General features: G+C 67.1%; 29 protein-coding genes. 18 read left to right on the plus strand and 11 right to left on the minus strand.

What is annotated here, in order from left to right; translation table 11 throughout:
• Nucleotides 1-91: 91 nt before the first annotated feature.
• Both MNR01_RS05600 and MNR01_RS05605 read left to right on the plus strand, forming a co-directional pair.
• Complete coding sequence (locus MNR01_RS05600) at nt 92-832, plus strand: arginyltransferase (RefSeq protein WP_241919946.1); 741 nt, start codon at nt 92-94, stop codon at nt 830-832.
• A gap of 42 nt (nt 833-874) precedes the next feature.
• Nucleotides 875-2,107 (plus strand): endonuclease/exonuclease/phosphatase family protein, encoded by a 1,233-nt coding sequence (locus tag MNR01_RS05605; protein WP_241919947.1) that lies wholly within the window; start codon nt 875-877, stop codon nt 2,105-2,107.
• Nucleotides 2,108-2,175: 68 nt separating this feature from the next.
• On the opposite strand, the gene MNR01_RS05610 is transcribed toward MNR01_RS05605, so the two are convergent.
• Together MNR01_RS05610 and purT are read right to left on the minus strand one after the other, a co-directional pair.
• Nucleotides 2,176-2,592 carry a hypothetical protein gene (locus MNR01_RS05610; RefSeq protein ID WP_241919948.1) on the minus strand — a complete coding sequence of 139 codons (417 nt, stop codon included), beginning with the start codon at nt 2,590-2,592 and terminating at the stop codon, nt 2,176-2,178.
• A gap of 24 nt (nt 2,593-2,616) precedes the next feature.
• Entirely contained in the window at nt 2,617-3,816 is a 1,200-nt protein-coding gene (gene purT, locus MNR01_RS05615; protein ID WP_241919949.1) for a formate-dependent phosphoribosylglycinamide formyltransferase, read from the minus strand.
• Between the two features lie 232 nt (nt 3,817-4,048).
• On the opposite strand from purT, the gene MNR01_RS05620 reads away from it, so the two are divergent.
• The 3 genes from MNR01_RS05620 to MNR01_RS05630 all read left to right on the plus strand — a co-directional run bounded on the left by MNR01_RS05620 (nt 4,049) and on the right by MNR01_RS05630 (nt 6,212).
• Nucleotides 4,049-5,008, plus strand: coding sequence for a hypothetical protein (locus MNR01_RS05620; protein WP_241919950.1), 960 nt, complete (start codon nt 4,049-4,051; stop codon nt 5,006-5,008).
• 132 nt (nt 5,009-5,140) lie between these two features.
• The gene (locus MNR01_RS05625) at nt 5,141-5,320 is read left to right on the plus strand and encodes a DUF4177 domain-containing protein (RefSeq protein ID WP_241919951.1); all 180 of its coding nucleotides are present in this window, start codon (nt 5,141-5,143) and stop codon (nt 5,318-5,320) included.
• 91 nt (nt 5,321-5,411) lie between these two features.
• Entirely contained in the window at nt 5,412-6,212 is an 801-nt protein-coding gene (locus MNR01_RS05630; RefSeq protein WP_241919952.1) for a M15 family metallopeptidase, read from the plus strand.
• Between the two features lie 12 nt (nt 6,213-6,224).
• Here MNR01_RS05630 and MNR01_RS05635 read toward each other — a convergent pair whose 3' ends face one another.
• The 6 genes from MNR01_RS05635 to MNR01_RS05660 all read right to left on the minus strand — a co-directional run bounded on the left by MNR01_RS05635 (nt 6,225) and on the right by MNR01_RS05660 (nt 11,311).
• The gene (locus MNR01_RS05635) at nt 6,225-6,584 is read right to left on the minus strand and encodes a hypothetical protein (protein WP_241919953.1); all 360 of its coding nucleotides are present in this window, start codon (nt 6,582-6,584) and stop codon (nt 6,225-6,227) included.
• Between the two features lie 193 nt (nt 6,585-6,777).
• Complete coding sequence (locus MNR01_RS05640) at nt 6,778-7,452, minus strand: DNA-3-methyladenine glycosylase (RefSeq protein ID WP_241919954.1); 675 nt, start codon at nt 7,450-7,452, stop codon at nt 6,778-6,780.
• A 1-nt stretch (nt 7,453) separates the two neighbouring features.
• A complete protein-coding gene (locus MNR01_RS05645) occupies nt 7,454-7,819 on the minus strand; it encodes a DUF423 domain-containing protein (RefSeq protein WP_241919955.1) in 366 nt (121 codons plus the stop codon).
• A gap of 338 nt (nt 7,820-8,157) precedes the next feature.
• On the minus strand, nt 8,158-9,234 hold the full coding sequence (locus tag MNR01_RS05650; protein WP_241919956.1) for an SRPBCC family protein: 1,077 nt from the start codon (nt 9,232-9,234) through the stop codon (nt 8,158-8,160).
• A 242-nt stretch (nt 9,235-9,476) separates the two neighbouring features.
• Complete coding sequence (locus MNR01_RS05655) at nt 9,477-10,118, minus strand: response regulator transcription factor (protein WP_241919957.1); 642 nt, start codon at nt 10,116-10,118, stop codon at nt 9,477-9,479.
• On the minus strand, nt 10,115-11,311 hold the full coding sequence (locus MNR01_RS05660; protein ID WP_241919958.1) for a histidine kinase: 1,197 nt from the start codon (nt 11,309-11,311) through the stop codon (nt 10,115-10,117). Before MNR01_RS05660 ends, MNR01_RS05655 begins: the two co-directional genes overlap by 4 nt.
• A gap of 250 nt (nt 11,312-11,561) precedes the next feature.
• Between MNR01_RS05660 and MNR01_RS05665 the strand changes: the two genes are divergently transcribed.
• The 13 genes from MNR01_RS05665 (at nt 11,562) to MNR01_RS05725 (ending at nt 22,650) form a co-directional block, all read left to right on the plus strand.
• Nucleotides 11,562-12,191 carry a GNAT family N-acetyltransferase gene (locus MNR01_RS05665; RefSeq protein WP_241919959.1) on the plus strand — a complete coding sequence of 210 codons (630 nt, stop codon included), beginning with the start codon at nt 11,562-11,564 and terminating at the stop codon, nt 12,189-12,191.
• Nucleotides 12,192-12,199: 8 nt separating this feature from the next.
• Nucleotides 12,200-12,967, plus strand: a complete 768-nt coding sequence (minC, locus tag MNR01_RS05670; protein WP_241919960.1) for a septum site-determining protein MinC — start codon at nt 12,200-12,202, stop codon at nt 12,965-12,967.
• A gap of 25 nt (nt 12,968-12,992) precedes the next feature.
• On the plus strand, nt 12,993-13,802 hold the full coding sequence (gene minD, locus MNR01_RS05675) for a septum site-determining protein MinD (RefSeq protein WP_200604503.1): 810 nt from the start codon (nt 12,993-12,995) through the stop codon (nt 13,800-13,802).
• Nucleotides 13,803-13,804: 2 nt separating this feature from the next.
• Nucleotides 13,805-14,071, plus strand: coding sequence for a cell division topological specificity factor MinE (gene minE, locus MNR01_RS05680; protein ID WP_158734134.1), 267 nt, complete (start codon nt 13,805-13,807; stop codon nt 14,069-14,071).
• Between the two features lie 103 nt (nt 14,072-14,174).
• A complete protein-coding gene (locus MNR01_RS05685) occupies nt 14,175-14,648 on the plus strand; it encodes a hypothetical protein (RefSeq protein ID WP_241919961.1) in 474 nt (157 codons plus the stop codon).
• 176 nt (nt 14,649-14,824) lie between these two features.
• Nucleotides 14,825-16,831 carry a M2 family metallopeptidase gene (locus MNR01_RS05690; protein WP_241919962.1) on the plus strand — a complete coding sequence of 669 codons (2,007 nt, stop codon included), beginning with the start codon at nt 14,825-14,827 and terminating at the stop codon, nt 16,829-16,831.
• 220 nt (nt 16,832-17,051) lie between these two features.
• Nucleotides 17,052-17,432 carry a tautomerase family protein gene (locus MNR01_RS05695; protein WP_241919963.1) on the plus strand — a complete coding sequence of 127 codons (381 nt, stop codon included), beginning with the start codon at nt 17,052-17,054 and terminating at the stop codon, nt 17,430-17,432.
• A gap of 123 nt (nt 17,433-17,555) precedes the next feature.
• Complete coding sequence (locus MNR01_RS05700; RefSeq protein ID WP_241919964.1) at nt 17,556-18,044, plus strand: DUF202 domain-containing protein; 489 nt, start codon at nt 17,556-17,558, stop codon at nt 18,042-18,044.
• A gap of 9 nt (nt 18,045-18,053) precedes the next feature.
• A complete protein-coding gene (locus MNR01_RS05705) occupies nt 18,054-18,680 on the plus strand; it encodes a MarC family protein (protein ID WP_241919965.1) in 627 nt (208 codons plus the stop codon).
• Nucleotides 18,681-18,768: 88 nt separating this feature from the next.
• A complete protein-coding gene (locus MNR01_RS05710) occupies nt 18,769-20,337 on the plus strand; it encodes an arylsulfatase (protein WP_241919966.1) in 1,569 nt (522 codons plus the stop codon).
• Nucleotides 20,338-20,489: 152 nt separating this feature from the next.
• Nucleotides 20,490-21,293: a molybdate ABC transporter substrate-binding protein gene (modA, locus tag MNR01_RS05715; protein ID WP_241919967.1), complete on the plus strand. Its 804-nt coding sequence runs from the start codon at nt 20,490-20,492 to the stop codon at nt 21,291-21,293.
• A 6-nt stretch (nt 21,294-21,299) separates the two neighbouring features.
• On the plus strand, nt 21,300-22,019 hold the full coding sequence (gene modB, locus MNR01_RS05720; protein ID WP_241919968.1) for a molybdate ABC transporter permease subunit: 720 nt from the start codon (nt 21,300-21,302) through the stop codon (nt 22,017-22,019).
• A complete protein-coding gene (locus MNR01_RS05725) occupies nt 22,006-22,650 on the plus strand; it encodes an ATP-binding cassette domain-containing protein (RefSeq protein WP_241919969.1) in 645 nt (214 codons plus the stop codon). The genes modB and MNR01_RS05725 overlap by 14 nt, the downstream gene beginning before the upstream one ends.
• On the opposite strand, the gene MNR01_RS05730 is transcribed toward MNR01_RS05725, so the two are convergent.
• Genes MNR01_RS05730 through MNR01_RS05740 form a run of 3 tightly spaced genes read right to left on the minus strand, consistent with a single transcriptional unit; the run spans nt 22,647 to nt 25,010 of the window.
• Nucleotides 22,647-23,456, minus strand: coding sequence for a TOBE domain-containing protein (locus MNR01_RS05730; protein ID WP_241919970.1), 810 nt, complete (start codon nt 23,454-23,456; stop codon nt 22,647-22,649). The genes MNR01_RS05725 and MNR01_RS05730 overlap by 4 nt on opposite strands.
• Nucleotides 23,457-23,473: 17 nt before the next feature.
• Nucleotides 23,474-24,094: a S1 family peptidase gene (locus MNR01_RS05735; protein WP_241919971.1), complete on the minus strand. Its 621-nt coding sequence runs from the start codon at nt 24,092-24,094 to the stop codon at nt 23,474-23,476.
• 19 nt (nt 24,095-24,113) lie between these two features.
• Entirely contained in the window at nt 24,114-25,010 is an 897-nt protein-coding gene (locus MNR01_RS05740; RefSeq protein WP_241919972.1) for a DNA/RNA non-specific endonuclease, read from the minus strand.
• Nucleotides 25,011-25,049: the final 39 nt, after the last annotated feature.

Genomic DNA, 25,049 nt, shown 5'->3' on the forward strand with positions numbered 1-25,049 from the left:
CGCCCGGGCACGGTTGCGGTTGACAGCAGGCGGGCCGCGTTCAGTCGCGCGACAGCGTTTTCCTCACGCGCCACGGCGCTATGCTGGCGCCATGGGCACCGAACCGCAGGACAGCGACGATCTCCGCCTGTTCCACACCGGCGAGCACGCCTGTGGCTACTGGCCCGAGCGCGTCGCCCGCGACCTCGTGCTCGACCCGCGCGACCCGCGCCTGCGGCAGTGGTACCCGCATGCGCTGGGCTGGGGTTTCCGCCGCTCCGGCGACATCGTCTACCGCCCGCATTGCGCCGGTTGCCGCGCCTGCGTGGCGGTGCGCATCCCGGTCGACCGCTTCGTCCCCGACCGCAGCCAGCGCCGCTGCCTGGCGCGCAACGCCGGCGTCGAGATGCGGGTGCTGCCGACCCAGCGCACCGCCGAGCAACTGGCGCTGTATCGCCGCTACCTGGCCGCCCGCCACGCCGGCGGCGGCATGGACGGGCATGGCGCCACCGAGTTCGACCAGTTCCTGATCGGCAGCTGGAGCGAAGGCCGCTTCCTGGAGTTGCGCGAGGCATCCACGCACGGCCCCGGCAAGCTGCTGGCGGTCGCGGTCACCGACGTCACCGAAGCGGCGCTGTCGGCGGTCTACACCTTCTACGACCCGGACGCGGCCGGACGCGGCCTGGGCACGCTGGCGATACTGCACCAGCTGGAATGGGCGCGGCGCGAGCGCCGTCGCCACCTCTACCTTGGCTACTGGATCCAGGGCCATCCGAAGATGGACTACAAGCGGCGCTTCCGCCCGCTGGAGGCCTTCGACGGCCGCGACTGGCACGACCTGCCGCTTGCCTGATCCTGTCATTGCCCCGGCGCACGGGCATGACATCATCGCGCGATGACCAGACTCCCTCTTCTCGTTTGCGCCTGCCTGTCACTGCTTGCCGCGTGCATGCAGGTGAACATCAAGGGCGACCCCGAAACATGGGCCCGATCGATGGAAAGCGACACGACCCTGCGCGTGGCGACCTACAACACCTCGCTCTATGACGACCAGGACGGCGGACTGGTCCGGCGCCTGCAGGCGAACGATCCCGGCGCGCGCAAGATTGCCGCCGTGCTCCAGCGCGTTCGGCCGGACCTGGTGCTGCTCAACGAGTTCGACTACGACGCACAGGGCGCCGCGGCCGATCTGTTCCAGCGCGACTACCTCGAAGTCGCCCAGCCCGGCGGCGGCGAACCGCTGAAGTACCCGTACCGCTACCTCGCCCCGGTCAACACCGGCGTGCCCAGCGGGCTCGACCTGGATGGCAACGGCGAGGCCGGCGGCAGTGGCCGCAACCGTGGCAATGACGCCTGGGGTTACGGCCTGCACCCCGGCCAGTACGGCATGCTGGTGTTGTCGCGTCATCCGATCGACGCCGACCAGGTACGCACGTTCCAGTTGCTCAAGTGGAGCGCGATGCCGGCAGCATCGCAGCCACGCGACCCTGGCAACGGCAAACCCTGGTACCCCGCCTCGATCTGGTCGCAGCTGAGGCTGTCATCGAAGTCGCACTGGGATGTCCCGGTGCGCACACCTGCGGGCGTCCTGCATTTCCTGGTGTCGCACCCGACGCCGCCGGTGTTCGACGGCCCCGAGGACCGCAACGGCGTGCGCAACGCCGACGAGATCCGTCTGTGGCGCGAGTATCTCTCGTCACCGACTGCTGCCTGGCTGTGCGATGACCAGGGCCGCTGCGGCGGCCTGCCGGCCGACGCACGCTTCGTCATCGCCGGCGACCTCAACAACGACCCGGCCGATGGCGACGGGCACCACGATGCGATCGTGGAACTGCTCGAACACCCGCGCGTGGCGCGTTACGCGACGCCGCGCAGCGAGGGTGCAATTGAAGTGGGCCAGCGCTACGCAAAAACCGGCATCGCCCGCCGCGGCTCACCGGCCCACGCCACGGGCGATTTCGGACCCAAGGCCGGAACGATGCGCCTGGATTACGTGCTGCCGTCGGTGGGATTCAGCATCGAAGGCAGCGGCGTATTCTGGCCGGCGGCGACGCAACCCGAGGCCGCCATTGCCGATGGCAGCGACCACCACCTGGTGTGGGTGGATATGGGGATGGCGCCGCGCTGAGCGTGACGGCAAAGTCGCTGGATCCACGCCTGTCGGGGGTTACGGTGGGATTACGGTGAAGCTGTTGACTACACCTTCGGCGGCAGCTTCGCCATCACCGGCGTAACCGGATCCACCACCGGCATCGGAATCTCCACCGGCGCATGTACCGTCTGCGCAGATGCCAGCGCCGTCGGCGGCACCGCCACGACATCGGCCGCCGGCACCACCACCCGCGGACCAAAACCGAACACCCCATCGCTGCGCGCCGACACGATCATCCGCACCATGTTGGCGGGCACCATCAACTCCACCGCGATCGCATGGCCCTCCGACGTGCGGCCCTCGATCGTCATCTCGATCAGCGCACCACCGGTGTCGATCGAATTGCAAAGCACATGCGGCCCGCTGGGACCGTCGTGCAAGTACGGACGGATGGCCTCTCCGAGCGCTTCCAGCGCCTGCGGATAGAGGAACACGGCGTAACCCTGGGTCTCGTCGAGCATGGTCGGGTTCCTCGGAAGGGGGCGTCAGCGCAGGTCGATCTGCAGTGCGGCGGCGGCACGCCGTGCGCGTTCGCGTGCCGTGTCGATGTCGTCCGCCAACGCCAGCGTCACCGCAACACGACGGTGGCCTTCGACGCGCGGCTTGCCGAACAGGCGCAATTGGGTGTCGGACTGCGCCAGCGCCGCATCGACGCCGTCGAACACCGGCACACCGTGGCCTTGCGCCAGCACCGCGCACGAAGCCGACGGCCCGTACTCGCGGATCGACGGCACCGGCAATCCAAGGATTGCCCGCGCATGCAGGGCAAACTCGCTCAGGTCCTGCGAAGCCAGCGTGACCAGGCCAGTATCGTGCGGTCGCGGTGAGACTTCGCTGAACCAGACATCATCACCCTTCACGAACAATTCCACCCCGAACACGCCCCAACCGCCCAGGTCATCGGTGATGGTGCGGGCGATGCCCTGCGCGCGTGCCAGCGCCTTGGTCGACATCGGCTGCGGCTGCCAGCTCTCGCGGTAGTCGCCATCGCGCTGCAGGTGGCCGATCGGCGCGCAGAAGGTGGTGCCGCCGACGTGGCGCACCGTCAGCAGCGTGATTTCGTAGTCGAAGTCGACGAAGCCTTCGACGATCACGCGGCCGGCACCGGCGCGACCGCCGGTCTGCGCGTAGTCCCAGGCCTTGTCGATGCTGTCGGCGTCGCGGACCAGGCTCTGGCCCTTGCCCGACGACGACATCACCGGCTTGACCACGCACGGCAGGCCGATCGCGGCGACGGCGGCACGGTAGTCCTCGAGCGTGTCGACGAACTTGTACGGCGAGGTCGGCAAGGCCAGGGTCTCGGCTGCGAGTCGGCGGATGCCCTCGCGATCCATGGTCAGGCGCGCGGCGCGCGCGGTCGGGATCACCCGCGTCTGCGTGCCGCGTTCGCCGAACTCGCGTTCAAGGTCGACCAGGGTCTGGGTATGGATCGCCTCGATCTCCGGCACGATCAGGTGCGGACGCTCCAGCGCGACCAGCGCGCGGATCGCAGCACCGTCGAGCATGTCCAGGACGTGGCTGCGGTGCGCCACCTGCATCGCCGGCGCGTCGGCATAACGGTCGGCGGCAATGACCTCGACACCGAAACGCTGCAGTTCGATCGCCACCTCCTTGCCGAGCTCGCCGGAACCGAGCAGGAGCACGCGGTATGCATGCGGGGACAGGGGCGTGCCAAGGGTGATCATGTGGGGTCCGGGCGAAGGGCTGGCGGCCAGTTTATGGGGACTGGGTGAAAAGGTCTGCACGCATCTGCCCGGGCGGTCCCTTGCGGCCCATTGCGGCCCATTGCGGACACGAGGACCGGCCCGTGGCAGGCAACGGCCGTGCACGCCGCGATAACAACGGCAACCCACTGGCGGTTCGCAGTTTGTCGTCGCCGCCTTTGTCGGGCTGCAAAACGCATGCCATCCTGTGCCGATGTCCGGCCCCGCCCCCGCCTCCTCAGCCGCGCAACGAATCGTCCTCGCCCTCACCTGCGCGTTGGTACTCGCCTGCGCGGTGGCCCTGGCGGGCTGCGCCGATGAAAGTCCGGATCCCGTCGACGAGGGTCGCGGCACGCATCTCGCCGGCGTGATGCTCGACCCGCAACTGGACGAGATCAGCGGCATGGCCGCGTCGCGTCGCCATCGCGACGTGCTGTGGATGCTCGACGACGGCGGCAATCCCGAGCGGCTGTTCGCGGTCAGCACCAGCGGCACGCGCCTGGCGACGCTGCGCGTGGAAGGCGTGACCAAGACCGACTGGGAGGACATGGCGTCCTTCCAGCTCGACGGCCGCAACTACCTGCTGCTTGCCGACACCGGCGACAACGGTGGACTGCGCCGAAGCCTGCAGTTGCACATCGTCGAGGAGCCGGCGCGAATCGAGAACGCGCGCTTGCGACCGGCGTGGTCGATCGCGTTCCGATGGCCCGACGGCGCACGCGATTGCGAAGCCGTCGCGGTGGATGCGGAAAGCCGCCAGGTGTTGCTGATATCGAAGCGTCGACAACCGCCGGAGCTGTTCTCGTTGCCGCTGCATCCACGCGGCACCGCGCTGCAGACCGCGCACAAGCTCGGCACGTTGGCCGGCGTTCCGCAGGCCGACGCCAACACGCTGCGGCGCAATCCACAGCGCGCACGCCTGGACAGCCAGGTGACCGCCGCAGACCTGTCGCCTGACGGGCGCACGCTGGCCGTGATGACCTATCGCTGGCTGCTGCTTTACCCGCGCGAGGCACGCGAGGACTGGGGCCAGGCCGTCGCGCGCGCGCCCAGGTTCGAGCCGCTGCCATGGCTGCCCCAGGCCGAGGCGCTGGCGTGGAGCCGCGACGGTCGCCACCTTTACGCCACCGGCGAGTTCATTCCGGCGCCGCTGTACCGCATCACTCCGGGCTGACTGGATGAGCGGGCGCGCGACATTGGACTACGTCATCCCGTTGCTGGTGGCCGCAAGCAACCTGCCGGCCTTCGACCGCATTGACCCCTTCGACCCCATCGACCCCATCCACCTATTGATGAGGAACCCGCCATGAGCCAACGCTGGACCTACGAAATCGTGGAAATCGTGCCGAGGATGCTCGGCCCTGCCGTCAGCGAGCGGCTGCAGGAAGAACTCAACCGCCTCGGCGAGGACGGCTGGGAGCTGGTCTCGGTGATGGCCGTCACCCCGTTCGACCATCTGCGCGCGGTGCTGAAGAAGCCTGCCTGAATTGCCGCCGGAGACGCTCCGCGGGCCGGCATCGGCGTGGGCGTCGCGTGCGGCGTGGCATCGACCGGCCCGGCCCGCTAACCTGCACGCCATGCGCGGCCAGCCCCGAATCCTGATCAACACGCCCGAGATCGAACTCTGGCCGGGCGGGCTGTTGCGTGCCCGCAGCAATTTCGACGCGCGTGCGCTGGCCCGCGCCCGCCATGTCCTGCGCCGCAAGCGCGATGGCCAATACCTCGCCCTCGACCTGCCCGAAGGCCTGCTGGCGCTGGTCCCGCACCTGCGCCGCGAGCCCGGGCTGGATGCCGCGCTCGATGCCATCGACGCACCGCCCACGCATCTGCGCGCCGGCATCGAGCACGTCCGCGAACTGCCGCTGGACCGCCTCGAGGAGCGTTTGCAGTCGCTCGGCCTGGATGGCGACTACGGCGAGCGCACCGGCCTGGAACTGGTGGCCGAACCCGACTGGCTCGCGCTCGCCGGTTTCGATCGCTACCGCCGTCCGCTGTGGCTGCACGTGGAGGCCGCGCGCGCCTGGTCGCACCTGCGCGAAGCGGCGCTGCGCGAAGGCGTGGTGCTCGAAGCCATCTCCGGTTACCGCAGCCACGATTACCAGCTGGGCATCTTCGAGCGAAAGCTCGGCCGCGGCCTGAGCGTCGAGGAAATCCTCACCGTCAATGCCGCGCCCGGCTACAGCGAGCACCATTCCGGCCTGGCGCTGGACATCGGCGCGCCGGACGAGCCTCCGGCCGAAGAGTCGTTCGAAGCCACGCCCGCGTTTGCCTGGTTGCGCGACAACGCCGAGGGCTATGGGTTCGTGATGAGCTACCCGCGCGACAACCCGCACGGCATCGTCTACGAGCCGTGGCACTGGCGCTACCGGGCCGGGTAGTTCCGGCGCCGCCTACTCCTTGTCGAGGCGTATCCGCGTGCCCTTGACCGTCTGCTGCACGACAGTCAGCTCGAAGTTGGCGTCACCCAGGTGCTTCTTGACCAGCACGTCCTCACCGTCGTCGACCTCGACCCGGTAGGCGTCGCCCAGTTTCGCCCGCATCGCGTCGCGGATCAGGCCGGCGACATGGTTCTCGCCGGCGTTCTTTGGCACCGGCACGCTGACATCGACGGGCTGGCCGTTGACCGGGGCGATGCGGAACACGACGACGCCATCAGTGTCGGCGTCGCTGCTGACCTGGATGCGCCACTTGTTGGACGGGCTGGCCAATGCGATCGCGGATGCGAACAACAGCACCCAGGATGCAACCATCGTCCACTTCTTCGGGGCGCTACGGTCCTGCATTCGCATGGCACACCTCCCTCGTCGGCATGGAGAACAGGCAGCGCGCGTCGCCCCGGGGCCGACTGCGTGCTGCGCCGCGGCCATCCAAGCTCCCCGGACGCCGCTGACGGCCCATCTTCCCGCAGGGCGCGTCAAGACGATCTTGATGTCTGCCGCCTGCTCAGTCCTGGGAGCGTCGGGTGGATGTCTTTGCCGGGCTGTCCAGATCAGCGATCTTCCACAGGTACAGGCTGGCGTAGGTCCGGTACGGCCCCCAGCGCTCGCCCACTGCGGCCAGTTCCTTCGGCGTCGGCATGACGTCCAGGCCATCCACCGACTGGGCGCCCTTGCGCACGCCCAGGTCGTCGACCGGCAGGACGTCGGGCCGGCCCAGTCGGAACATCAGCATCATCTCGACGGTCCAGCGGCCGATGCCGCGGACCGGCACCAGCGCGGCGATGATCGCGTCGTTGTCCATCAGGCTCATGCGGCGCAGGTCGGGTATCTCGCCGCGCGCCTCGCGTGCAGCCAGATCGCGCAGCGCCAGCGACTTGTTGCCGGACACGCCGCAGGCACGCAACGCCGCATCGTCGATGCGGTCGAGGGTGTCGCAGTGGAAGCGCGTGCTCGCGATCGCCGCTTCGACGCGGCCGACGATCGTCGCCGCCGCCTTGCCGCTGAGCTGCTGGTAAAGGATCGCGCGCGCCAGGGCATCGACGGGATCGAAGGATTTGCGCCAGCGCGGATCCGGCGCCAGCGGGCCGATCCTGCGCATCCACCTGGCCAGCTTGCGATCGCGCTTGAGCAGGTGCGCGTGGGCCGCCTCGGTGTCGAATCCGCGCGAATAGCGTGGCATGTCAGCGCCGGAGTGCGTCAGCCGCGTACAGCAGCCACGCCAGGATCATCAGGCTGCCGCCGAACGGCGCCAACGCCGTGGCGGTGCCGAACAGAACCGCCGCAGCCAGGCTGCCCGAGAACAGCAGCGTGCCGAGCAGCAATGCCGAAACCGCCACCAGCGTGAGTTTCCGCCGCAGGTGCGGCGCCAGTGCAACCAGCGCGATGCCATGGCCGAACGCGAATAGCGCCGCCGAGTACAGCCGATGCTGCGCGCCCGCGTCGACGGCGTGCGCCGCGTAGGCCGACAAGGCGACGGACAGGGCCGCCAGGACGGCGCCGGTGGCGGTCAGAAGACGGGTGGCCAGCGCGGAGGGATTGGCATTCATGCGGAAGTCGACAGATGGACGCCCCGTCACGATATCAGCCAGTCGCTGCCTCGCCAGAGCAACGTCACGGGGTCCCTGCCTTCACCGGGATGACGAAGCGTCTATCGACGAAGACCATGCAATGACTCGCCGAAGCGTCGTCCGCTGGGCCGGGGATTGCTCCGCAGCGGGACATGGATGTCCCGCGCCCCGCATTCGGACAGGATGTCCGACTAAGGGGCGGAGCAATCCCCGGCCCAGCGGATGACGCCCATCCGAAGGCACGCCCCCCAAAACAAAACGCGCCGCGGAAATCCGCGGCGCGTTCTGGTTTACAGCCGTTGCGTCTAGAGCGCGTCTTACTTGACGGCCCAGAACACGTCGTACTCGCCGTCTTCGGTGAAGCCGGCAGCGACGCCGCCCTTCCACGACTCGTACGGGCGCTCGACGGTCTCGTAACCGTGGGTCAGCGCCCAGCCACGCAGGGCGTCGCGCACCTTCGCCAGGTTGGCCATGTGGCCCTTGAACGACGGCACCACGGCGACCTTCGCCGGCTCGTTGTAGACGGCCACGACCGGACCTTCGACCTTCACGTCCAGCTTGGCCGTCTCATCGGTCGAGCCGACCTTGCGGACCGGCTGGGCGACGTCGAAGGAGTAGATATCGGAACCGAACTCGTTGGTGACGATGCGGACCGGACCGGCCGGCTCAAGACCGTTGGCGGCCATGACCTTCTTGATCCACTCCATGTTGCTGTTGATCTGGCCCATCACCTTGTCGTTGGTGCGCTCGACGGCGGCGGTCACGACCAGCAGGTTCTCGGCCGGACGCTCCACCAGCTTCGGCGCCTTGGCCGGATCGTCCTTGCTCAGCTCGGCGTAGTCGTAGTTCGGCACGGCGGCGAGCATGTTGCTCAGGCGGCCCAGGCCCATCTTCATGTCTTCGCCGACGTTGCTGCTGACATACAGGCCAGCGTAGCGACCGATCAGGTTCCAGCCGTAGTCCACGTCGTAGGTCTGCGAGATCTCGACGTTACGACCACCGCGGCCGGTCGGCTTGAGCGTGAACACGGTGCGCTTGTTCTTGCCCGGCTCGATGTCGTTCAGGGCATAGGCGATGCGCTTGCCCGGGACGCTCTCGGTGATTTCCCAGCTGCCCTGGCGCAGACCCTTCTCCTTGGAGTCGTAGTCCATGCGGGCGCCGACGCCCGATTCCGGGCCGGAGAACTTCAGCTGCATCTTCGGATCGCGCAGGACCAGCGGGTTCCAGTCCTTGAAGCGGCGCAGGCTGTTAAGGGTGTCGAAAACAATCGTAACTTTGCGGTTGGTTTCAACCGAGTGCTGCAAATGACGGCTTGACGGCAGCGCGATGCCTACGATGAGGAACAGCGCGGCGACAATCGCCAAGGAAATCAAAATCTCGATCAGACGGGTCATTCAGGTTTCTCCGAGGGCCGGCACCCGGTCGGACCGGGACACAGACCCGCAATCGTATCAAGGAAGCTGCGGGCGGTGTAGGACGGCGGCAACACAAAAGCGTGCCGGACAGGGCCATTGGCCCCCGCAGGCGGCCGGCCAGCGCCCAGCCGTAGCCCGGGTAAGCGCAGCGCACCCGGGGTGCCCGCATCGCCCCCCGGGCCCCCGGATCCAATCCAGGCACCCGGGTCACCCCATCAACCTCAGACCAGCTGCAACTCGAAGGCCTTCAGCACGGCGCGGGTGCGGTCACGCACGCCCAGCTTGGACAGGATGTTGGAGACGTGGTTCTTGATCGTGCCCTCGGCCACGCCCAGCGAATTGGCAATCTCCTTGTTGGAGAAACCACCCGCCATCAGGCGCAGGATCTCGGTCTCGCGCTCGGTCAGCGGATCGGGGCGATCGAGGCTGACAAAGTCGTTGCGCATGTGCTCCAGCCCGGACAACAGGCGCTGGGTCACCGCCGGCTGCATCAGCGAGCCGCCGTCGGCCACCGCCTGGATCGCGCTGACCAGTTGCTCCAGCGAGACGTCCTTGAGCAGGTAGCCCTTGGCACCGGCCTTCAGGCCAGCCAGCACCAGCTGGTCGTCGTCGAAGGTCGTCAGGATGATCGTCGGCGGCAGGCTGTTGGTGCGTGCCAGTGCCTGCAGCGCCTCCAGTCCCGACATCACCGGCATGCGCATGTCCATCAGGACCACGTCGGGATTGATCTGCGGAATCAGCTCCACCGCATGACGGCCGTCGCCGGCCTCTCCCACCACTTCGATCCCCTCGGCCAGCGACAACAGGGAACGAACCCCCTGCCGCACCAGTGTCTGGTCGTCGACTATCAACACACGGATCATGCGATGACTCCTTCGCAAGCAGCGGCCGCAGCCGCCGAGGCCGGCAACGTCAGGTGCAGGCAGAAGCCTGCTTCCGGCCGGGTTTCGATTCTAAGGTCGCCGCCGTGCTGCTGCAGCCGTTCGCGCATTCCGCGAAGGCCGTTACCGGCGACGAAAGTGTCCGCACCATGGCCATCGTCGCGCGCGCTCATCACGATGCAATCGCTACGGCGGCCGGCGTTGATCCACAGATTGCGGGCGCCGGCATGGCGCACCGCGTTGGTGATGATTTCCTGCGTGCAGCGCAGCATGACATGGGCGCGCTCCGGATCGTCCAGGGTCAGCGGCGTCTCGATATCCATGTGGATCTCGAGCGCGGGCACGTTCTCGGCCAGCGGCAGCAACGCCGCGCCCAGGTCGATCGCCCCGCCTTCGCGCAACTGGCTTACGGCTTCGCGCACGTCGGTCAACAGCAGGCGCGCCAGGGTGTGGGCCTGCTGCACGTGTTCCTTGACCCGCCCCTCTGACAGATGGCCGGCCACCTCCAGGTTCAGGCTCAGCGCGGTCAGGTGGTGGCCGAGCAGGTCGTGCAGCTCGCGCGAGATGCGGGTGCGCTCGTTGACGCGCACGCTCTCGCCCAGCAGGGCGCGGGTGGCACGCAGCTCGGCGTTGAGGCGGCGCTGCTCTTCGCGCGCCTCGGCCTGCTGGCGGGCGACCAGGGCGGTGACGAAGACCAGGCTGGAGAAGCCCATGTAGGCCAGCGACTGCAGCACCGCCAGGATCGGCGGGAAATCCAGGGCGCCGACAAACACCGGGATGATCGCGACGTTGCCGCAGATCAGCCAGACCAGGCCGAAGCGGACCGGCATCAGCCACGGCAGCAAACCGGCCACGACCATCAGCAGGATGCTGCCCAGGCCGGTGCCGGAGAAGTAGCCAACGCCAATGGCGCAGGCGGTCAGGACCAGCAGCAGGCCGTGGTCGACCACGCCCGGGCGGCGCTGGCCGAGCTGGCGGGTGATCCACCAGTAGACCGCGCCGAAGGTGAGGTAGACCGAGAGCCAGCGCAGCACCTGAAGGGTCGGCGGGCCTTCGGCGTCCGGCGCCAGCAGGGTCGGGTCGAGCCAGACGTTGAGCAGCCAGAGGCCTACCGCGCCCCAGGTGAACAGGCCCGCGTAGCGCAGCAGTCGAGTGTGATTCAGGCGGGCGAGCATGTCGGCATGCTAACTGCATCAAGGGCCTGGGGAGCCGTCCGAAAGTCATGCTGGAGCAAACGGGGCGAAATTGATGTCCACCCGGGCAGGCATTCCGACCGGCGGGGATGGCCGGCCACCCCCGCGTCTACCCCCGCGCCTCCCGTTCGCCCTGCATTTCGTGCCGCCGGTCGCCCATGCGTGACGGCCATGCGATAATCGCCCGGCCGGACGTGCCATGCGTCCGGTTTACGAAATACTGGAGCCCGGAATGTCGATCGTCGTCCGCGACGTGCGTGAGCACGAGCTGGATTCCGTCCTTGCACTGAACAATGCCGCGGGCCCCGCGATCCTGCCGCTGGATGCGGCCCGACTGCGTCATTTCTTCGAAACCGCAGAATATTTCCGTGTCGCCGAGCGCGACGGTGCCTTGGCTGGATTCCTGATCGGAACGGGCAGCCACAGCGAGCACGACAGCAGCAATTTCCGCTGGTTCCGCGAGCGCTACCCCGATTTCTTCTATATCGACCGGATCGTCGTGGCCAGCCGCCGTCGCGGCGGCGGCGTCGGTCGCGCCTTCTATGCCGATGCACAGAGCTATGCCGAGATGCGCTACCCGCAGATGGCCTGCGAAGTGTTCCTGGAAGGCAGCAACGACCCCGCCCTGCTGTTCCATGGCAGCTTTGGATTCCACGAGGTCGGACAACACATGATGACCGAGGCGGATGTACGCGCCGCGATGCTGATGAAACCGCTGTGCAGCCATGCCTGGGTGCGCGATACCTACGGCGATGCCCTGCCCCAGGTGCCGTGGATCATCCAGCCACGGGGACCGCGCAACCACGGCGGCCCCAAGGCAGCCGACGCCCTGATGCAGCGGCCCACGGGAACCGGCCTGTGAGCGCGGCGATGGACTTTGAACCGGCCGGCGAACTCAAGATCGGCCAGGTCGGAATCGCCAATCTCCGCATCCGCACCCTCGACGTCGACCGCCTCGTCAGCGAGATGCGCGACCGCGTCCAGCGCGCGCCCAAGCTGTTCGCCCGCGCCGCCGTGGTGCTCGACTTCGGCGGCCTGACCCGGACCCCGGACCAGGCCACCGCCACCGCCCTGATCAAGGGCCTGCGCGACGCCGGCGTGCTGCCGGTCGCCGTCGCCTACGGCACCAGCGAGATCGAACAACTGTCGCAGGCACTGGGGCTGCCCTTGCTGGCGAAATTCCGTGCGTCGTACGAACGCGACGAAGCCGCCGCCGCGCCCGCTCCCGCACCGCAGGCGGCACCGCCGTCGCGCCGCGAGCCGGAACCGGCCGCCGCTGCCAAGGCCAATACCGCCGCCGCATCGGCATCGCCGGGCATGATCCAGTCCAAGCCGGTGCGTTCGGGCCAGCAGATCTATGCCGAAAACCGCGACCTGACCGTTCTCACAACGGTCGGCGCGGGTGCCGAAGTGATCGCCGACGGCTCGGTGCATATTTACGGACCATTGCGTGGTCGCGCGCTCGCAGGCGCGCAGGGCAACGAGCAGGCGCGGATATTCTGTCGCGAGTTCCATGCCGAGCTGGTTGCCATCGCAGGGCACTACAAGGTATTGGAAGAGATTCCCAAGGACCTGCGCGGCAAGGCGGTGCAGGTCTGGCTTGAAGACCAACAACTAAAAATCGCGGCACTTGACTGATGCCGCATCACTGGAGGATTTGAACTTGGCCGAAATCATCGTAGTCACCTCGGGCAAGGGCGGCGTTGGCAAAACCACGACCAGCGCCAGCCTTGCCTGCGGCCTCGCCCGTCGAGGCCACAAGGTTGGCGTCATCGACTTCGACGTCGGCCTGCGTAACCTCGACCTGATCATGGGTTGCGAACGTCGCGTGGTTTACGACTTCGTCAACGTCGTCAACGGCGAGGCGACGCTGAGGCAGGCACTGATCAAGGACAAGCGTTTCGACAACATGTTCGTGCTGGCTGCCTCGCAGACGCGCGACAAGGACGCGCTGACCAAGGAAGGCGTGCAGAAGGTGCTCGACGACATGATCGCCGACGGCTTCGACTACATCGTCTGCGACTCCCCGGCCGGCATCGAGAAGGGCGCCTACCTGGCGATGTACTTCGCCGACCAGGCCCTCGTCGTGGTCAACCCGGAAGTGTCCTCGGTGCGCGACTCCGACCGCATCCTGGGCCTGCTGTCGTCCAAGACCCGCCGCGCCGAGAACGGCGAGCGCGTCAAGGAACACCTGCTGCTGACCCGTTACAGCCCCAAGCGCGTGGAAACCGGCGAGATGCTCAGCGTCGGCGACGTCGAGGAGATCCTCGGCCTGAAGACGGTCGGCGTGATCCCGGAATCGCCGGACGTGCTCAACGCCTCCAATAAAGGCGAACCGGTGATCCTGGAGACCGAGTCCGACGCCGCACAGGCCTACGACGATGCCGTCGCGCGCCTGCTGGGCGACACCCGCCCGATGCGCTTCACCACTGCGGAGAAGAAGGGCTTCTTCAGCAAGATCTTCGGAGGTTGAGGATGGGCCTTTTCGATTTCCTGCTGGCCAAGAAGCAGACCGCATCCATCGCCAAGGATCGCCTTCGCATCATCGTCGCGCACGAGCGCGCCGGTCGCGGCGGCACCAGCCCGGATTACCTGCCGATGCTGCAGCGCGAGCTGCTCGAGGTGATCCGCAAGTACATCAACGTCGACGCGGACGCGGTCAAGGTCGACCTGATCGGCGACGGCGACAACAAGGTCCTGGACATCTCCGTGGCACTGCCGGAAAACCCGGCGCAGGCCTGACCCGCAACAACCCGTAGCCCGGGTAAGCGAAGCGCACCCGGGGACCGGCAGGCTCCGCCCCGGGTGCGCTTCGCTTACCCGGGCTACATCGGGCGCATTCGCAATGCTCACTCTTGCCGACATCGACGCTACCGCCGTCGCTGCCCTGCTCGCCCGCTATGGCCTGCAGCTTGAGCGCGTGGCCGATGGCCAGCCCATTCCGGGCAGTTACTGGGGCGAGTGCGAGGCCGGCCTGATCGGCCACAACGTCTATGCACGGGGCGACACGCCGGTGCATTCGCTGCTGCACGAAGCCGCGCACCTGATCGTTTTGCCGCCCGAGCGCCGCGCCCAGGTCCACACCGACGCCACCGACTCGATCGAGGAGGAGGACGCCGTCTGCGTGCTGCAGGCGCTGCTCGGCGACGCCCTGCCCGGCGTCGGCCGCGAGCGCGTCCTGGCCGACATGGATGGCTGGGGCTACACCTTCCGCCTGGGCTCGGCCCGCGCCTATTTCGAGCACGACGCCGACAACGCCTGGCAATGGCTGCACGAGCGCGGCCTGGCCGACGCCGCCAGCCGCACCCTGCCCGCCTGATTCCTCTTTGACCGCCGTTGCCGCGCAGGCGGGAACCCGTGGACGTTGCGCTCCCGGCCCGGTGCGGCCCTGCGGCCCGCTCGCCCCAACGTCCGCAACTTGCACCAGCGCGGACGGGCCACTAGCCTTCGGGGGCCTCGTCGCAGCAGCGCGGGCCTTACCCGGAGAGAAAGATGATGAAACCTGTACGCGCCCTGCTCGCGCTCGGCATTACCGCCGCCGTGATCGGACTGGCCGGTTGCAAGAAGGAACCGACCCCGGCCACGACGACCACGGGCGGAACCGCCGCCACCGCGCCCGCAGGCGAAACCGCCGACCAGTTCATCGCCCGCGTCAACGACGAATACCGCAAGCTGTTCCCGGAGATGACGGCCGCCCAGTGGCTGTCGTCGACCTACATCAATGACGACAGCCAGCTGCTGGCCGCCAAGGCCAACGAGCGCTACCTCGCCCAGCTCAACAGCTGGATCGAGCAGTCGGCGCGCTTCGAAGGCCAGCAGATGTCGCCTGACACCGCGCGCGCCATCCAGCTGCTCAAGCTCGGCACGGCGATGCCGCCGCCGAAGGATCCGGCCAAGCTCGAAGAGCTGACAAAGATCGCTTCGAAGCTCGAAGGCATGTACGGCGCCGGCACCTACTGCACCGGCGACGGCGACGCCAAGAAGTGCCGCCAGCTGGGCGAACTCGAAGACGTGCTGCGCAGCAGCCGCGACTACGACGCCCAGCTCGATGCCTGGCAGGGCTGGCACACCATCGCCCAGCCGATGCGCAAGGACTACACGCGCTTCGTCGAGCTGGTCAACGACGGCGCCCATGACCTGGGCTTCGCCGACACCGGCGAGATGTGGCGTTCGGGCTACGACATGAGCCCGGCCGAAATGTCGGCCGAAACCGATCGTCTCTGGGGCCAGGTCAAGCCGCTGTACGAGCAGCTGCACTGCTACACCCGCACCCGCCTGGAAGCCAGGTACGGCGACGACAAGGGCCACGTCGCCGGCAACATGCTGCCGGCGCACCTGATGGGCAACATGTGGCAGCAGGACTGGGGCAACCTCTGGGACATCCTCGCCCCGTACCAGAACGCCGGCAGCCTCGACATCACCGGCGCACTGGAATCGCAGTACCAGGCCGCGTATGACGCGCAGCTGGTCAAGCACGCGGGCCAGCGCACGCCGGCCGACCTGGCCCAGATCGAGCAGGACGCAAAGCTCGCTTCGGCCAAGCTGATGACCGAACGCGCGCAGGACTTCTACACCTCGCTTGGCATGCAGAAGCTGCCGGCCAGTTACTGGGACAAGACGCAGTTCATCAAGCCGCGCGACCGCGACGTGGTCTGCCACGCCAGCGCGTGGGACATGAACATGGCCGGCGACGTGCGCACCAAGATGTGCATCAAGCCGAACGAGGAAGACTTCACCACCATCTACCACGAGCTCGGCCACATCTATTACGACCTGGCCTACAACAAGCAGCCGCCGCTGTTCCAGCAGGGCGCGCACGACGGTTTCCATGAAGCCATCGGCGACACCATCGTGCTGTCGATGACGCCCAAGTACCTGCAGTCGATCGGCCTGGTCGGCGACCAGCAGCAGAGCAACGAGGCGTTGATCAACTCGCAGATGCGCATGGCCCTAGCCAAGGTCTCCTTCCTGCCGTTCGGCCTGATGATCGACCGCTGGCGCTGGGGTGTGTTCGACGGTTCGATCAAGCCGGGCGAGTACAACAAGGCGTGGTGGGACCTGAAGGCCAAGTACCAGGGCGTGGCGCCGGCCACGGCGCGCGGCGAGGACTACTTCGACGCCGGTGCCAAGTACCACGTGCCGGGCAACACCCCGTACACGCGCTACTTCCTCTCGCACGTGCTGCAATTCCAGTTCTACAAGGCGCTGTGCGATTCGGCCGGCTACAAGGGCCCGCTGTACGAGTGCAGCTTCTATGGCAACAAGGAAGCCGGCGCGCGCTACCAGGCGATGCTGAGCAAGGGCGCCAGCCAGCCGTGGCAGAAGACCATGAAGGAACTGACCGGCGGCGAGAAGATGGACGCCTCGGCAGTGCTGGAGTACTTCGCCCCGCTGCAGAGCTGGCTCAAGCAGCAGAACGAAGGCAAGACCTGCGGCTGGCAGGCCAGCGGCACGGCCGCGGCTGCACCGGCGGCGAAGCCGGAGCCTGCGAAGAAGGGCTGAGTTTCCTTCGAGCAGTGAAAAAGGGTCGGCGCTTGCCGGCCCTTTTTTGTCGGGGCTCCCCTGGCTTGTCGTACCGGACGTAATGAGAAGCCTGCTTGCGCCTGCGTGCCAAGGCTTCCGCCTGCGTTACGGCGTCGTCCGCCGGGCCCGAGCTCCTTCGCGACAATCACACCTGCGCCCTGTTACGTTCACCGCCAACCCCTGATCGCAGGAAACGAACATGCCCCTCGTACGCGTAGATCTGATGGAAGGCAAGGACGATGCCTGGTTGCAAGGCATCGGTGATGTGATCCACGAAGCCATCGAGGGCATCCTCAAGGCACCCAAGGACGACCGCTTCCAGATCTTCACGCATCATCCGCGCGGCGCGCTTTCGATCGACCGCACGTATCTTGGCATCGAGCGCAGCGACGACTGCATCATCATCCAGGTCACGCTCAACCAGGGTCGCAGCCTGGAACAGAAGCAGGATTTCTATCGCGCGGTCGCCGACGGTCTGCACACGCGACTTGGCATGCGCACACAGGACGTCTTCATCAGCCTTGTCGAGGTCGCCAAGGAGAACTGGTCGTTTGGCGACGGCATCGCCCAGTACGCCTAGCCGCATTCCACGTGCCGATGGCACGAAACCTTCACATCGTAGGGACAACAATGCCAGGGCCTGCCGCCACCACCGTGGCGGTTGCTGCAATCCGCCTCCTGATTCGCGAGGTCCTGCATTGCCATGCCCCAGGTTCCCGCACCACCGCAACTTCCCGCCGACATCGCCTCCGAGATCGATGGCAAGCCGGACGTCGCCAGCTCCTCAACGCGGCTGTCGATCTATCGCACTCGCCTGTCGGTGTATCGCACGCAGGTATCGAACCTGCGCTCGCACCTGGCCAATGAACGCACCCATCTGAGCTACCTGCGCACGACCGTGTCGCTGGTCGGCTTCGGCATCACCCTCAATCGCTTCAGCATGTACCTGGTGCAGCAGAAGGAACTCGCCGAGCATCACTCCCGGCACTTCCTTCGCGATGCCGGCAACGCCGGCCTGGGCATGGTCGTGCTCGGATTGCTGCTGCTGATGTGGTCGATCTACCGGTACTGGGCCGTTGGCAGGGACATCGAGCGCGGCGAGTACGTCTCCCACCAGCGGGGAACAATCGCTGCCAGCATCGGCCTGCTCCTGCTCGGCGGCCTGACCGCCATGTGGCTTTTCGTGCGATGAGGTGACGCCATGCTCCAGCAGGTGACCCCGGATAACGTCTACATCCTGACGACGGGCAACGTGATGCTGCTGTTCTTCATCATGCTGGGGCCAGTGAAGATCCTGGCGCCGTTCCATCGTGCGACCTCGACGATGAAGCCAAAGGCGGTCCGGAGGATGGCGATCAAGGTCGCCCTGATCAGCGCGGGCACGCTGCTGGTCGCCGGGCTGATTGGCAGCGCCATGATGCAGAAGTGGCGCATCACCATTCCGGTGATGGAGCTGACCGGCGGAATCGTCTTCCTGCTGGTCGCTCTGAAGCAGGTGCTGGAGCAGTACGGCGACCCCGCACCGCCGGCGGGCTCCGAGCCGCGACTGATGCACCTGGTCTTTCCGATCGTCGTCACGCCTTACGGCATCGCCGCGCTGATCGCGTTGATGGCGCTCAGCAGCGACGCCTCGCGTTCGACGACGCTGCTCGGCGGGGTGATGGCGATCATGGCGGTGAACCTGCTGGCGATGATGTTCGTACGCCAGGTCATGCGTGGCGTCGGACCGCTGCTGCTGCAGATTTTCGGGGCGGTGCTGGCCGTGCAGCAGGTGGCACTGGCACTGCAACTGGTCGTGGTGGCGTTGAAGGGAATGGGGGTTGGGTAGTCGTTCGACCACGGGGGTGGGGAATTCGGGGACGTGGCATGCAATCCGAATCGCGGCTCGGCCGCTCGAAGTCCAAGGAGCTTCAAACATGGGAACTGCAAAGAAGAGCGACAAGCCGAACATCCTTGTCATTTTTGGTGACGACATCGGCATGTGGAACGTCGGTGTCTATTCGCACGGCATGATGGGCACCACGCCGAGCATCGACAGCATCGGCCGCGACGGCATCGTCTTCACCGATCACTACGGCCAGCCCAGCTGCACCGCCGGGCGCGCTGCATTCATCATGGGCCAGCTGCCGATCCGCACCGGCATGACCACCATCGGCATCCCCGGCTCCACCCGCGGTATCCAGGCCGAGGACCCGACCCTGGCCGAAGTGCTCAAGTCGGTCGGCTACGCCACTGCCCAGTTCGGCAAGAACCACCTTGGCGACCGCAATGAATTCCTGCCGACCATGCACGGCTTCGATGAGTGGTTCGGCAACCTGTACCACCTCAACGCCGAGGAAGAGCCTGAAGAGCTCGACTATCCCGGCCAGAAGAATCCCGAATACAAGAAGAAGTTCGGACCGCGCGGCGTCCTCCACACCTGGGTCAGCGACAAGGACGATGCCACGGAGGACCCGAAGTTCGGCCGCGTCGGCAAGCAGAAGATCGAGGACACCGGGCCGCTGACCCGCAAGCGCATGGAAACTTTCGACGGCGAAGTGGTCGAGAAGACCCTGGACTGGCTCGATCGCGTCGGCAAGGGCGACAAGCCGTTCTTCTGCTGGTTCAACACCACCGCCATCCACATCCATTCGCACTGCACGAAGAAGTACATACAGAAGGCGGTGGACGAAGGCCGGGCCGAGGAAGACCTGGTCCGCGCCAAGATGATCGAGCACGACGAGCAGGTCGGCCAGCTGCTGGCCAAGCTCAAGGAGCTCGGTGTCGAAGACAACACCATCGTCATCTACTCCACCGACAACGGCAACGAACTGATGCTGTGGCCCGATGGCGGCTATGCGCCGTTCCGCGGCGAAAAGGGCACGACCTGGGAAGGCGGCGTGCGCGTCCCGTGCCTGATGCGCTGGCCAGCCAAGGTCAAGCCGCACACGATCTCCAACGGCATCCAGAACCACGAGGATCTGTTCGCCACGCTGGCGGCCGCGGCAGGACTGCCCGACCTCAAGGACAAGCTGATCGCCGGTTACACGATGAACGGCACCAGGTACAAGGTGCACCTGGACGGCTACAACAACCTCGACCACTGGACCGGCAAGTCGGCCAAGTCGGCGCGGCGCGAGATCTTCTACTACGACGAGACCGACCTGATGGCGGTCCGCGTCGATGGCTGGAAGATGCACATCGGCGTCAAGCGCGAAGGCAGCTGGTGGGATGCCAAGTACTACCCGAGCGTGCCCTACGTGTTCAACCTGCTGATGGATCCGATGGAGAAGATGGATCCGCAGTCGCACGAGTGGGGCTACATCGGCCGCAAGTTCTTCGCTTCCAAGCTGTGGGCCCCGACGGCGGCCGGCCCGTTCATCGCCGCGCACCTGAAGACCCTGATGGACTTCCCGCCTTCACAGGGTGCGGACACGCTGAGCATGAAGAAGGCGCTGGAAGAAGCGCAGCGCAAGATGGAGCAGCCGCACGCCAGCAGCAACTGAGGCGCGATGACGACGCAATGACGCTGCGCCCTGTCGCTGTCGACGGGGCGCAGTTTCGTTCAACAGCCGAACTGCGACCGGGCCGCACACGGGCGGCGGAATGCGCTATATATTTCGCTATATAGCGACCCACTGCCGTCCGGAGCAGCACCATGCCCGCCCAGCCCCTGCCTGCCCTGCCCCCGCTTCCCCTACGCCGGTTCGCCCGCCGCCTTGCCCTGGTCGCGCTGCTGGCCCTGGCCGGCCCGGCCGCCGCCGAGGAACCGGTTCGGGTCTTCGCCGCGGCCAGCCTGACCAACGCCCTCAACGACATCGGCGCGGCCTGGGAAAAGGCCGGCCACCCCAAGCCGAGCCTGGCCTATGCCGCTTCCTCGGCGCTGGCCAAGCAGATCGAAGCCGGCGCGCCGGCCGACGTCTTCGCCTCGGCCGACCTGACCTGGATGGATTACCTCGACCAGCGCGGCCGGATCGCCGCCGGCACGCGCATCAACCTGCTCGGCAACGACCTGGTGCTGATCGCGCCCAAGGGCCAGAACGTCCCGGTCGAGATGAAGCGCGGCTTCGACTTCGCCGGCGCCTTCAAGGGCAAGCTGTGCACCGGCGAGCCGGGCGTGGTGCCGGTCGGCATCTATGCCAGGCAGAGCCTGGAGGCACTGGGCTGGTGGACGCCACTGAAGGGCCGCATCGTCGGCACCGACGACGTGCGCACGGCGCTGGCATTCGTGGAGCGCGGCGAGTGCCCGCTCGGCATCGTCTACGCCACCGACGCGAAGATCAGCAGCAGGGTCGACGTGCTCAAGGCCTTCCCGGCCGACACCCACAAGCCGATCGTGTACCCGTTCGCGGTGGTCAAGGGCGCGCGCCCGGAAGCGCAGGCGTTCGTGCGTTTCGTGCAGACCTCCGCCGCCGCGGCGGATATCTTTGCCCGCTACGGGTTCACCCGCCTCAAACCCTGATTGCACATGTGGCTGTCGCCAGAAGAGTGGGATGCATTGCGCCTGTCGGCGAAGGTGGCGCTGTGGTCGACCGCGGCCTGCCTGCCGTTCGGCATCGCCCTGGGCTGGCTGCTCGAGCGCCGGCGATTCCCCGGCAAGTTCTGGATCGACATGCTGGTGCAGCTGCCGATGGTGTTGCCGCCGGTCGTGCCGGGGTACCTGCTGTTGCTGTTGCTGGGCACCAACGGCCCGCTGGGCGGCTGGCTGCAGGCGACCTTCGGGATAGTGATTGCGTTCACCTGGAAGGGCGCGGTGATCGCCTCGGCGGTGATGGCGTTCCCGTTGATGGTGCAGCCGATCCGGCTGGCGTTCCGCCTGATCGATCCGCGCCTGGAGAATGCAGCGATCACCCTGGGCGCGCGGCCGTGGAGCGTGTTCTTCAGCGTGACGCTGCCGCTGTCGGTGCCGGGGATCATTGCCGGCAGCTTCCTGTGTTTCTCGCGCAGCCTGGGCGAGTTCGGCGCGACGATGGCGTTCGTCGGCAACATCCCCGGTGAGACGCGTACCCTGCCGCTGGCGATCTACAGCCTGACCCACGTGCCCGACGGGGAAGCAGCGGCGATGCGGCTGTCGTTGCTGTCGATCGCATTGGCGGTGGCGGCGCTGCTGCTCAGCCGCTGGGTCAGCCACCGCGCGGAACGCAAGCTCGGGTTCCAGGACCACAGGCACCAGCATGCTGAGCTTTGACCTCGACTTCGCCCGTGGCGATTTCACGATGTCGGCCCGTGCCGAAGTCGGCGCCGGAGTGACCGGCGTGTTCGGTCCGTCCGGTTCCGGAAAGAGCACGCTGCTGGCCTTGATCGCCGGATTGCTGCGTCCCGGTCGCGGCATCATCCGCGCCGACGGCGACGTGCTGGTCGATACCGCCAGCGATCGCTTCGTCCCGCCGTGGGAGCGGCATTTCGGCCTGGTGTTCCAGGACGGCCAGCTGTTCCCGCACCTGACCGTGCGCCGCAACCTGCTGTACGGCCACGACCGCATCGCGCCGCAGATGCGCCGGCACGACCTGCATTCGGTGGCCGAACTGCTGGAGATCGTGCCGCTGCTCGACCGTCGCCCTGCCCTGCTGTCCGGTGGCGAACGCCAGCGCGTCGCCCTCGGTCGTGCGCTGCTCTACTCGCCGCGCCTGCTGCTGCTCGACGAACCGCTGTCGTCGCTGGACGATCGCCTGAAGCAGCAGATCCTGCCGTTCCTGCGACGCATCAAGGTAGAGACGCGCGTGCCGATGCTGTATGTCACACACTCGCGCAACGAGATCGACTACCTCGCCGACGCAGTAATCACGATGGATCGCGGGCGACTTGGCGTGGCGACCTAGGCCCCGACAGCGAGGATCACGCTGGAGGCCTTGAAGATCGCCGCGGCCTCGACGCCTTCGGCCAGCTGCAGCACCTGCGCCGAGGTGTTGGTGATGATCGCCGCAACCGAATTGCCCCCGCCAAGGTCGATCACCACTTCCGCATTGACCGCCCCCGGCTGCACGCGAGCTACCTTGCCCTGCAGGCGGTTGCGCGCCGACAGTTTGACCCCGGCATCGGCGCCGGTAGCGACGATCACGCTCGACGCCTTGACCAGCGCCACCGCGCTGTCGCCCACCGCCAGCGCCATGTGCTGAAGGCTCTCGTGGGTGATGATCGCGACAATGCGCGCGCCACCCGACAGCTCGAGTTCGACTTCATCGTTGACCGCGCCAGTGGCGATGCGGACAACCTTGCCGGCGAAGTGATTGCGCGCGCTGGTGAGCATGGCCAGTCTCCCGATGGTTTCCAGTTCCGCCGCTGCGCCGGACATGCGTGCGTTGATGCGCTCGATGAAACGCTGGTTCTCTTCCTCGACTGCGCGGTAGGCGTCCACAAGCCGACGACCGTGATCGGTCAGGCGCGTACCGCCGCCGCCCTTGCCACCGACCGCCCGTTCCACCAGCGGTTGCTCGGACAGATTGTTCATGGCATCGATCGCGTCCCATGCGGCCTTGTAGCTCAGGCCAACCTCCCTGGCCGCGGCAGTGATCGACTCGGCGTCACCGAGCGCGGTGAGCAATGCCATCCAGCGCCGGCCACCGAACGGGCCGCGCCTGGCTTCCACGGTCAGTGCGCTGTTGATGCGGAACGACGGGTCGGTCATGGGGCGAGTCTGGCCAGCTACACCACCAGCCGCAACCCCAGCCGCGACAGCGCCGCCTTCAGGCGCAACGCGCGCCCTGCCGCACCCTGCTGGCCCTGCGATACATGGATACCGACCAGCATTGCATCCTCGCTCATCCATGCAGCGCCTGAGTCGCCTGCGGCAAAGGCGGCATACCCTGGCGGCATGCCCGCTTCGGGCAACACCTGGAACACGTCGGCATCGACCTGGCCGATGCGCGCACGCGTCACCCCGGTCGCGAATCCGGACTTCATCACCACCATTCCGCTCACGGGTTCGGCAACGCCCTGCCAGGCCCCGAGTTCCAGGATGGCCGGCGTCGTGGCGATGGTGCGCGCGATGCGGAACGCGACCACGTCCAGGCCGGCGACCACCTTCATGTCCGTCAACGGTTCCGACACCAGCGCCCCAACCACGCGCAGATCCGGCTGGAACATGTCCATGCGCCGTGCGTTCGTGCGCGTGACCACGTGCCCGGCGGTAATGCCCCAGCGATCCTGGCCGTTGCTGGTGGCCAGGCATCCCAGCGTGCCGAACGTCCCCAGCTCCGCCGAGGAGATCGCCACGCTGGCACGCAGTGGCCGATAGCGCAGGCGGTAGTTGGCAACGCCAATCATGGCCGGATCGAGGATGCAGTCACGGCGAGTCGATATGCCCGGCGCGCGCTTCCAGGCGCTGCGACTGCGCCGGCTCCAGCTCGGGCATGAAGTCGAACCCGGAACGCTCTTCGACCCAGCGCACCGGCTTGATGAAGTCCGCGTGCGAATACGGCGATGGCGGCTTGGCGTTGGCGATCACGAACGCCACTGCCTCCACGTCGCCGTTGTCCTGCTCGCTGACCACGATCTTGAACAGGTGCGTCGGCACCGCCACGCCGGCGCCGATGGTGAAGTATTCGACCCAGCCGTCGGCGGTCGAAGCCTGCTCCTCCTCCGGGTCGTAGAGCAGCGCGCCGGTGATCACCCAGGTGACCACGCTGTCTGCGGCCATCGTGCGCACGCGTTTCTCGACCTGGCTCCAGACCCCGGAGTTGAACCCGCCCAGCTGCGGCGACATGTTCGACAGATAGAAGGTCTCGTCGAGCAGGCGCTTGCTCCAGGCGTGGTCCTCCGCCGGCGCATGGTGGCCGCGGGCAAAACCCGACCCCTTGTAATCGGCCAGCTCGGCGTGCGGCCCGGACAGTTCCGGATCGGCGCGGAAGTTGTCCTTGCGCGGATAGCGGCTGTTGAGGTGCTCCGGCACCAGCCGCTCGCACACCCACAGCGGAATGCGGTACTGGCCACTGTGTTCGAGCGCGTAGCCGTCGCGGACCACGAACTCGGTGAGGCCGTGGTCCCAGCCCGGTACATGTTGCGGCATGCCGAACGGGCACAGGTCGGCGACCTTGTCGATCTCCTGCGCCGTCAGCTCGGTGCCCTGCAGTGCCTGGAAGGCGGTGTGCTGCGCGCGCTCCATCCGCTTGACCGGCGCGTGCGTGGCGCACGACGCCAGCAAGACGCACGTTGCTACCACCACGGTCAGGCGCGGGTTCATGGTCCGGACAACGCAGCCTTCGCGGCCCGACGGCCAGGC

Origin of the sequence: Lysobacter sp. S4-A87, assembly GCF_022637455.1 — a bacterium.
GTDB lineage: Bacteria > Pseudomonadota > Gammaproteobacteria > Xanthomonadales > Xanthomonadaceae > Lysobacter_J.

What these genes read in the sequence shown, in the direction of transcription:
- MNR01_RS05600 (WP_241919946.1), top strand. Translation starts at nt 92, where the DNA reads ATGGGCACCGAACCGCAGGACAGCGACGATCTCCGCCTGTTCCACACC.
- MNR01_RS05605 (WP_241919947.1), top strand. Translation starts at nt 875, where the DNA reads ATGACCAGACTCCCTCTTCTCGTTTGCGCCTGCCTGTCACTGCTTGCC.
- MNR01_RS05610 (WP_241919948.1), bottom strand. Translation starts at nt 2,592, where the DNA reads ATGCTCGACGAGACCCAGGGTTACGCCGTGTTCCTCTATCCGCAGGCG.
- purT (WP_241919949.1), bottom strand. Translation starts at nt 3,816, where the DNA reads ATGATCACCCTTGGCACGCCCCTGTCCCCGCATGCATACCGCGTGCTC.
- MNR01_RS05620 (WP_241919950.1), top strand. Translation starts at nt 4,049, where the DNA reads ATGTCCGGCCCCGCCCCCGCCTCCTCAGCCGCGCAACGAATCGTCCTC.
- MNR01_RS05625 (WP_241919951.1), top strand. Translation starts at nt 5,141, where the DNA reads ATGAGCCAACGCTGGACCTACGAAATCGTGGAAATCGTGCCGAGGATG.
- MNR01_RS05630 (WP_241919952.1), top strand. Translation starts at nt 5,412, where the DNA reads ATGCGCGGCCAGCCCCGAATCCTGATCAACACGCCCGAGATCGAACTC.
- MNR01_RS05635 (WP_241919953.1), bottom strand. Translation starts at nt 6,584, where the DNA reads ATGGTTGCATCCTGGGTGCTGTTGTTCGCATCCGCGATCGCATTGGCC.
- MNR01_RS05640 (WP_241919954.1), bottom strand. Translation starts at nt 7,452, where the DNA reads ATGCCACGCTATTCGCGCGGATTCGACACCGAGGCGGCCCACGCGCAC.
- MNR01_RS05645 (WP_241919955.1), bottom strand. Translation starts at nt 7,819, where the DNA reads ATGAATGCCAATCCCTCCGCGCTGGCCACCCGTCTTCTGACCGCCACC.
- MNR01_RS05650 (WP_241919956.1), bottom strand. Translation starts at nt 9,234, where the DNA reads ATGACCCGTCTGATCGAGATTTTGATTTCCTTGGCGATTGTCGCCGCG.
- MNR01_RS05655 (WP_241919957.1), bottom strand. Translation starts at nt 10,118, where the DNA reads ATGATCCGTGTGTTGATAGTCGACGACCAGACACTGGTGCGGCAGGGG.
- MNR01_RS05660 (WP_241919958.1), bottom strand. Translation starts at nt 11,311, where the DNA reads ATGCTCGCCCGCCTGAATCACACTCGACTGCTGCGCTACGCGGGCCTG.
- MNR01_RS05665 (WP_241919959.1), top strand. Translation starts at nt 11,562, where the DNA reads ATGTCGATCGTCGTCCGCGACGTGCGTGAGCACGAGCTGGATTCCGTC.
- minC (WP_241919960.1), top strand. Translation starts at nt 12,200, where the DNA reads ATGGACTTTGAACCGGCCGGCGAACTCAAGATCGGCCAGGTCGGAATC.
- minE (WP_158734134.1), top strand. Translation starts at nt 13,805, where the DNA reads ATGGGCCTTTTCGATTTCCTGCTGGCCAAGAAGCAGACCGCATCCATC.
- MNR01_RS05685 (WP_241919961.1), top strand. Translation starts at nt 14,175, where the DNA reads ATGCTCACTCTTGCCGACATCGACGCTACCGCCGTCGCTGCCCTGCTC.
- MNR01_RS05690 (WP_241919962.1), top strand. Translation starts at nt 14,825, where the DNA reads ATGAAACCTGTACGCGCCCTGCTCGCGCTCGGCATTACCGCCGCCGTG.
- MNR01_RS05695 (WP_241919963.1), top strand. Translation starts at nt 17,052, where the DNA reads ATGCCCCTCGTACGCGTAGATCTGATGGAAGGCAAGGACGATGCCTGG.
- MNR01_RS05700 (WP_241919964.1), top strand. Translation starts at nt 17,556, where the DNA reads ATGCCCCAGGTTCCCGCACCACCGCAACTTCCCGCCGACATCGCCTCC.
- MNR01_RS05705 (WP_241919965.1), top strand. Translation starts at nt 18,054, where the DNA reads ATGCTCCAGCAGGTGACCCCGGATAACGTCTACATCCTGACGACGGGC.
- MNR01_RS05710 (WP_241919966.1), top strand. Translation starts at nt 18,769, where the DNA reads ATGGGAACTGCAAAGAAGAGCGACAAGCCGAACATCCTTGTCATTTTT.
- modA (WP_241919967.1), top strand. Translation starts at nt 20,490, where the DNA reads ATGCCCGCCCAGCCCCTGCCTGCCCTGCCCCCGCTTCCCCTACGCCGG.
- modB (WP_241919968.1), top strand. Translation starts at nt 21,300, where the DNA reads ATGTGGCTGTCGCCAGAAGAGTGGGATGCATTGCGCCTGTCGGCGAAG.
- MNR01_RS05725 (WP_241919969.1), top strand. Translation starts at nt 22,006, where the DNA reads ATGCTGAGCTTTGACCTCGACTTCGCCCGTGGCGATTTCACGATGTCG.
- MNR01_RS05730 (WP_241919970.1), bottom strand. Translation starts at nt 23,456, where the DNA reads ATGACCGACCCGTCGTTCCGCATCAACAGCGCACTGACCGTGGAAGCC.
- MNR01_RS05735 (WP_241919971.1), bottom strand. Translation starts at nt 24,094, where the DNA reads ATGATTGGCGTTGCCAACTACCGCCTGCGCTATCGGCCACTGCGTGCC.
- MNR01_RS05740 (WP_241919972.1), bottom strand. Translation starts at nt 25,010, where the DNA reads ATGAACCCGCGCCTGACCGTGGTGGTAGCAACGTGCGTCTTGCTGGCG.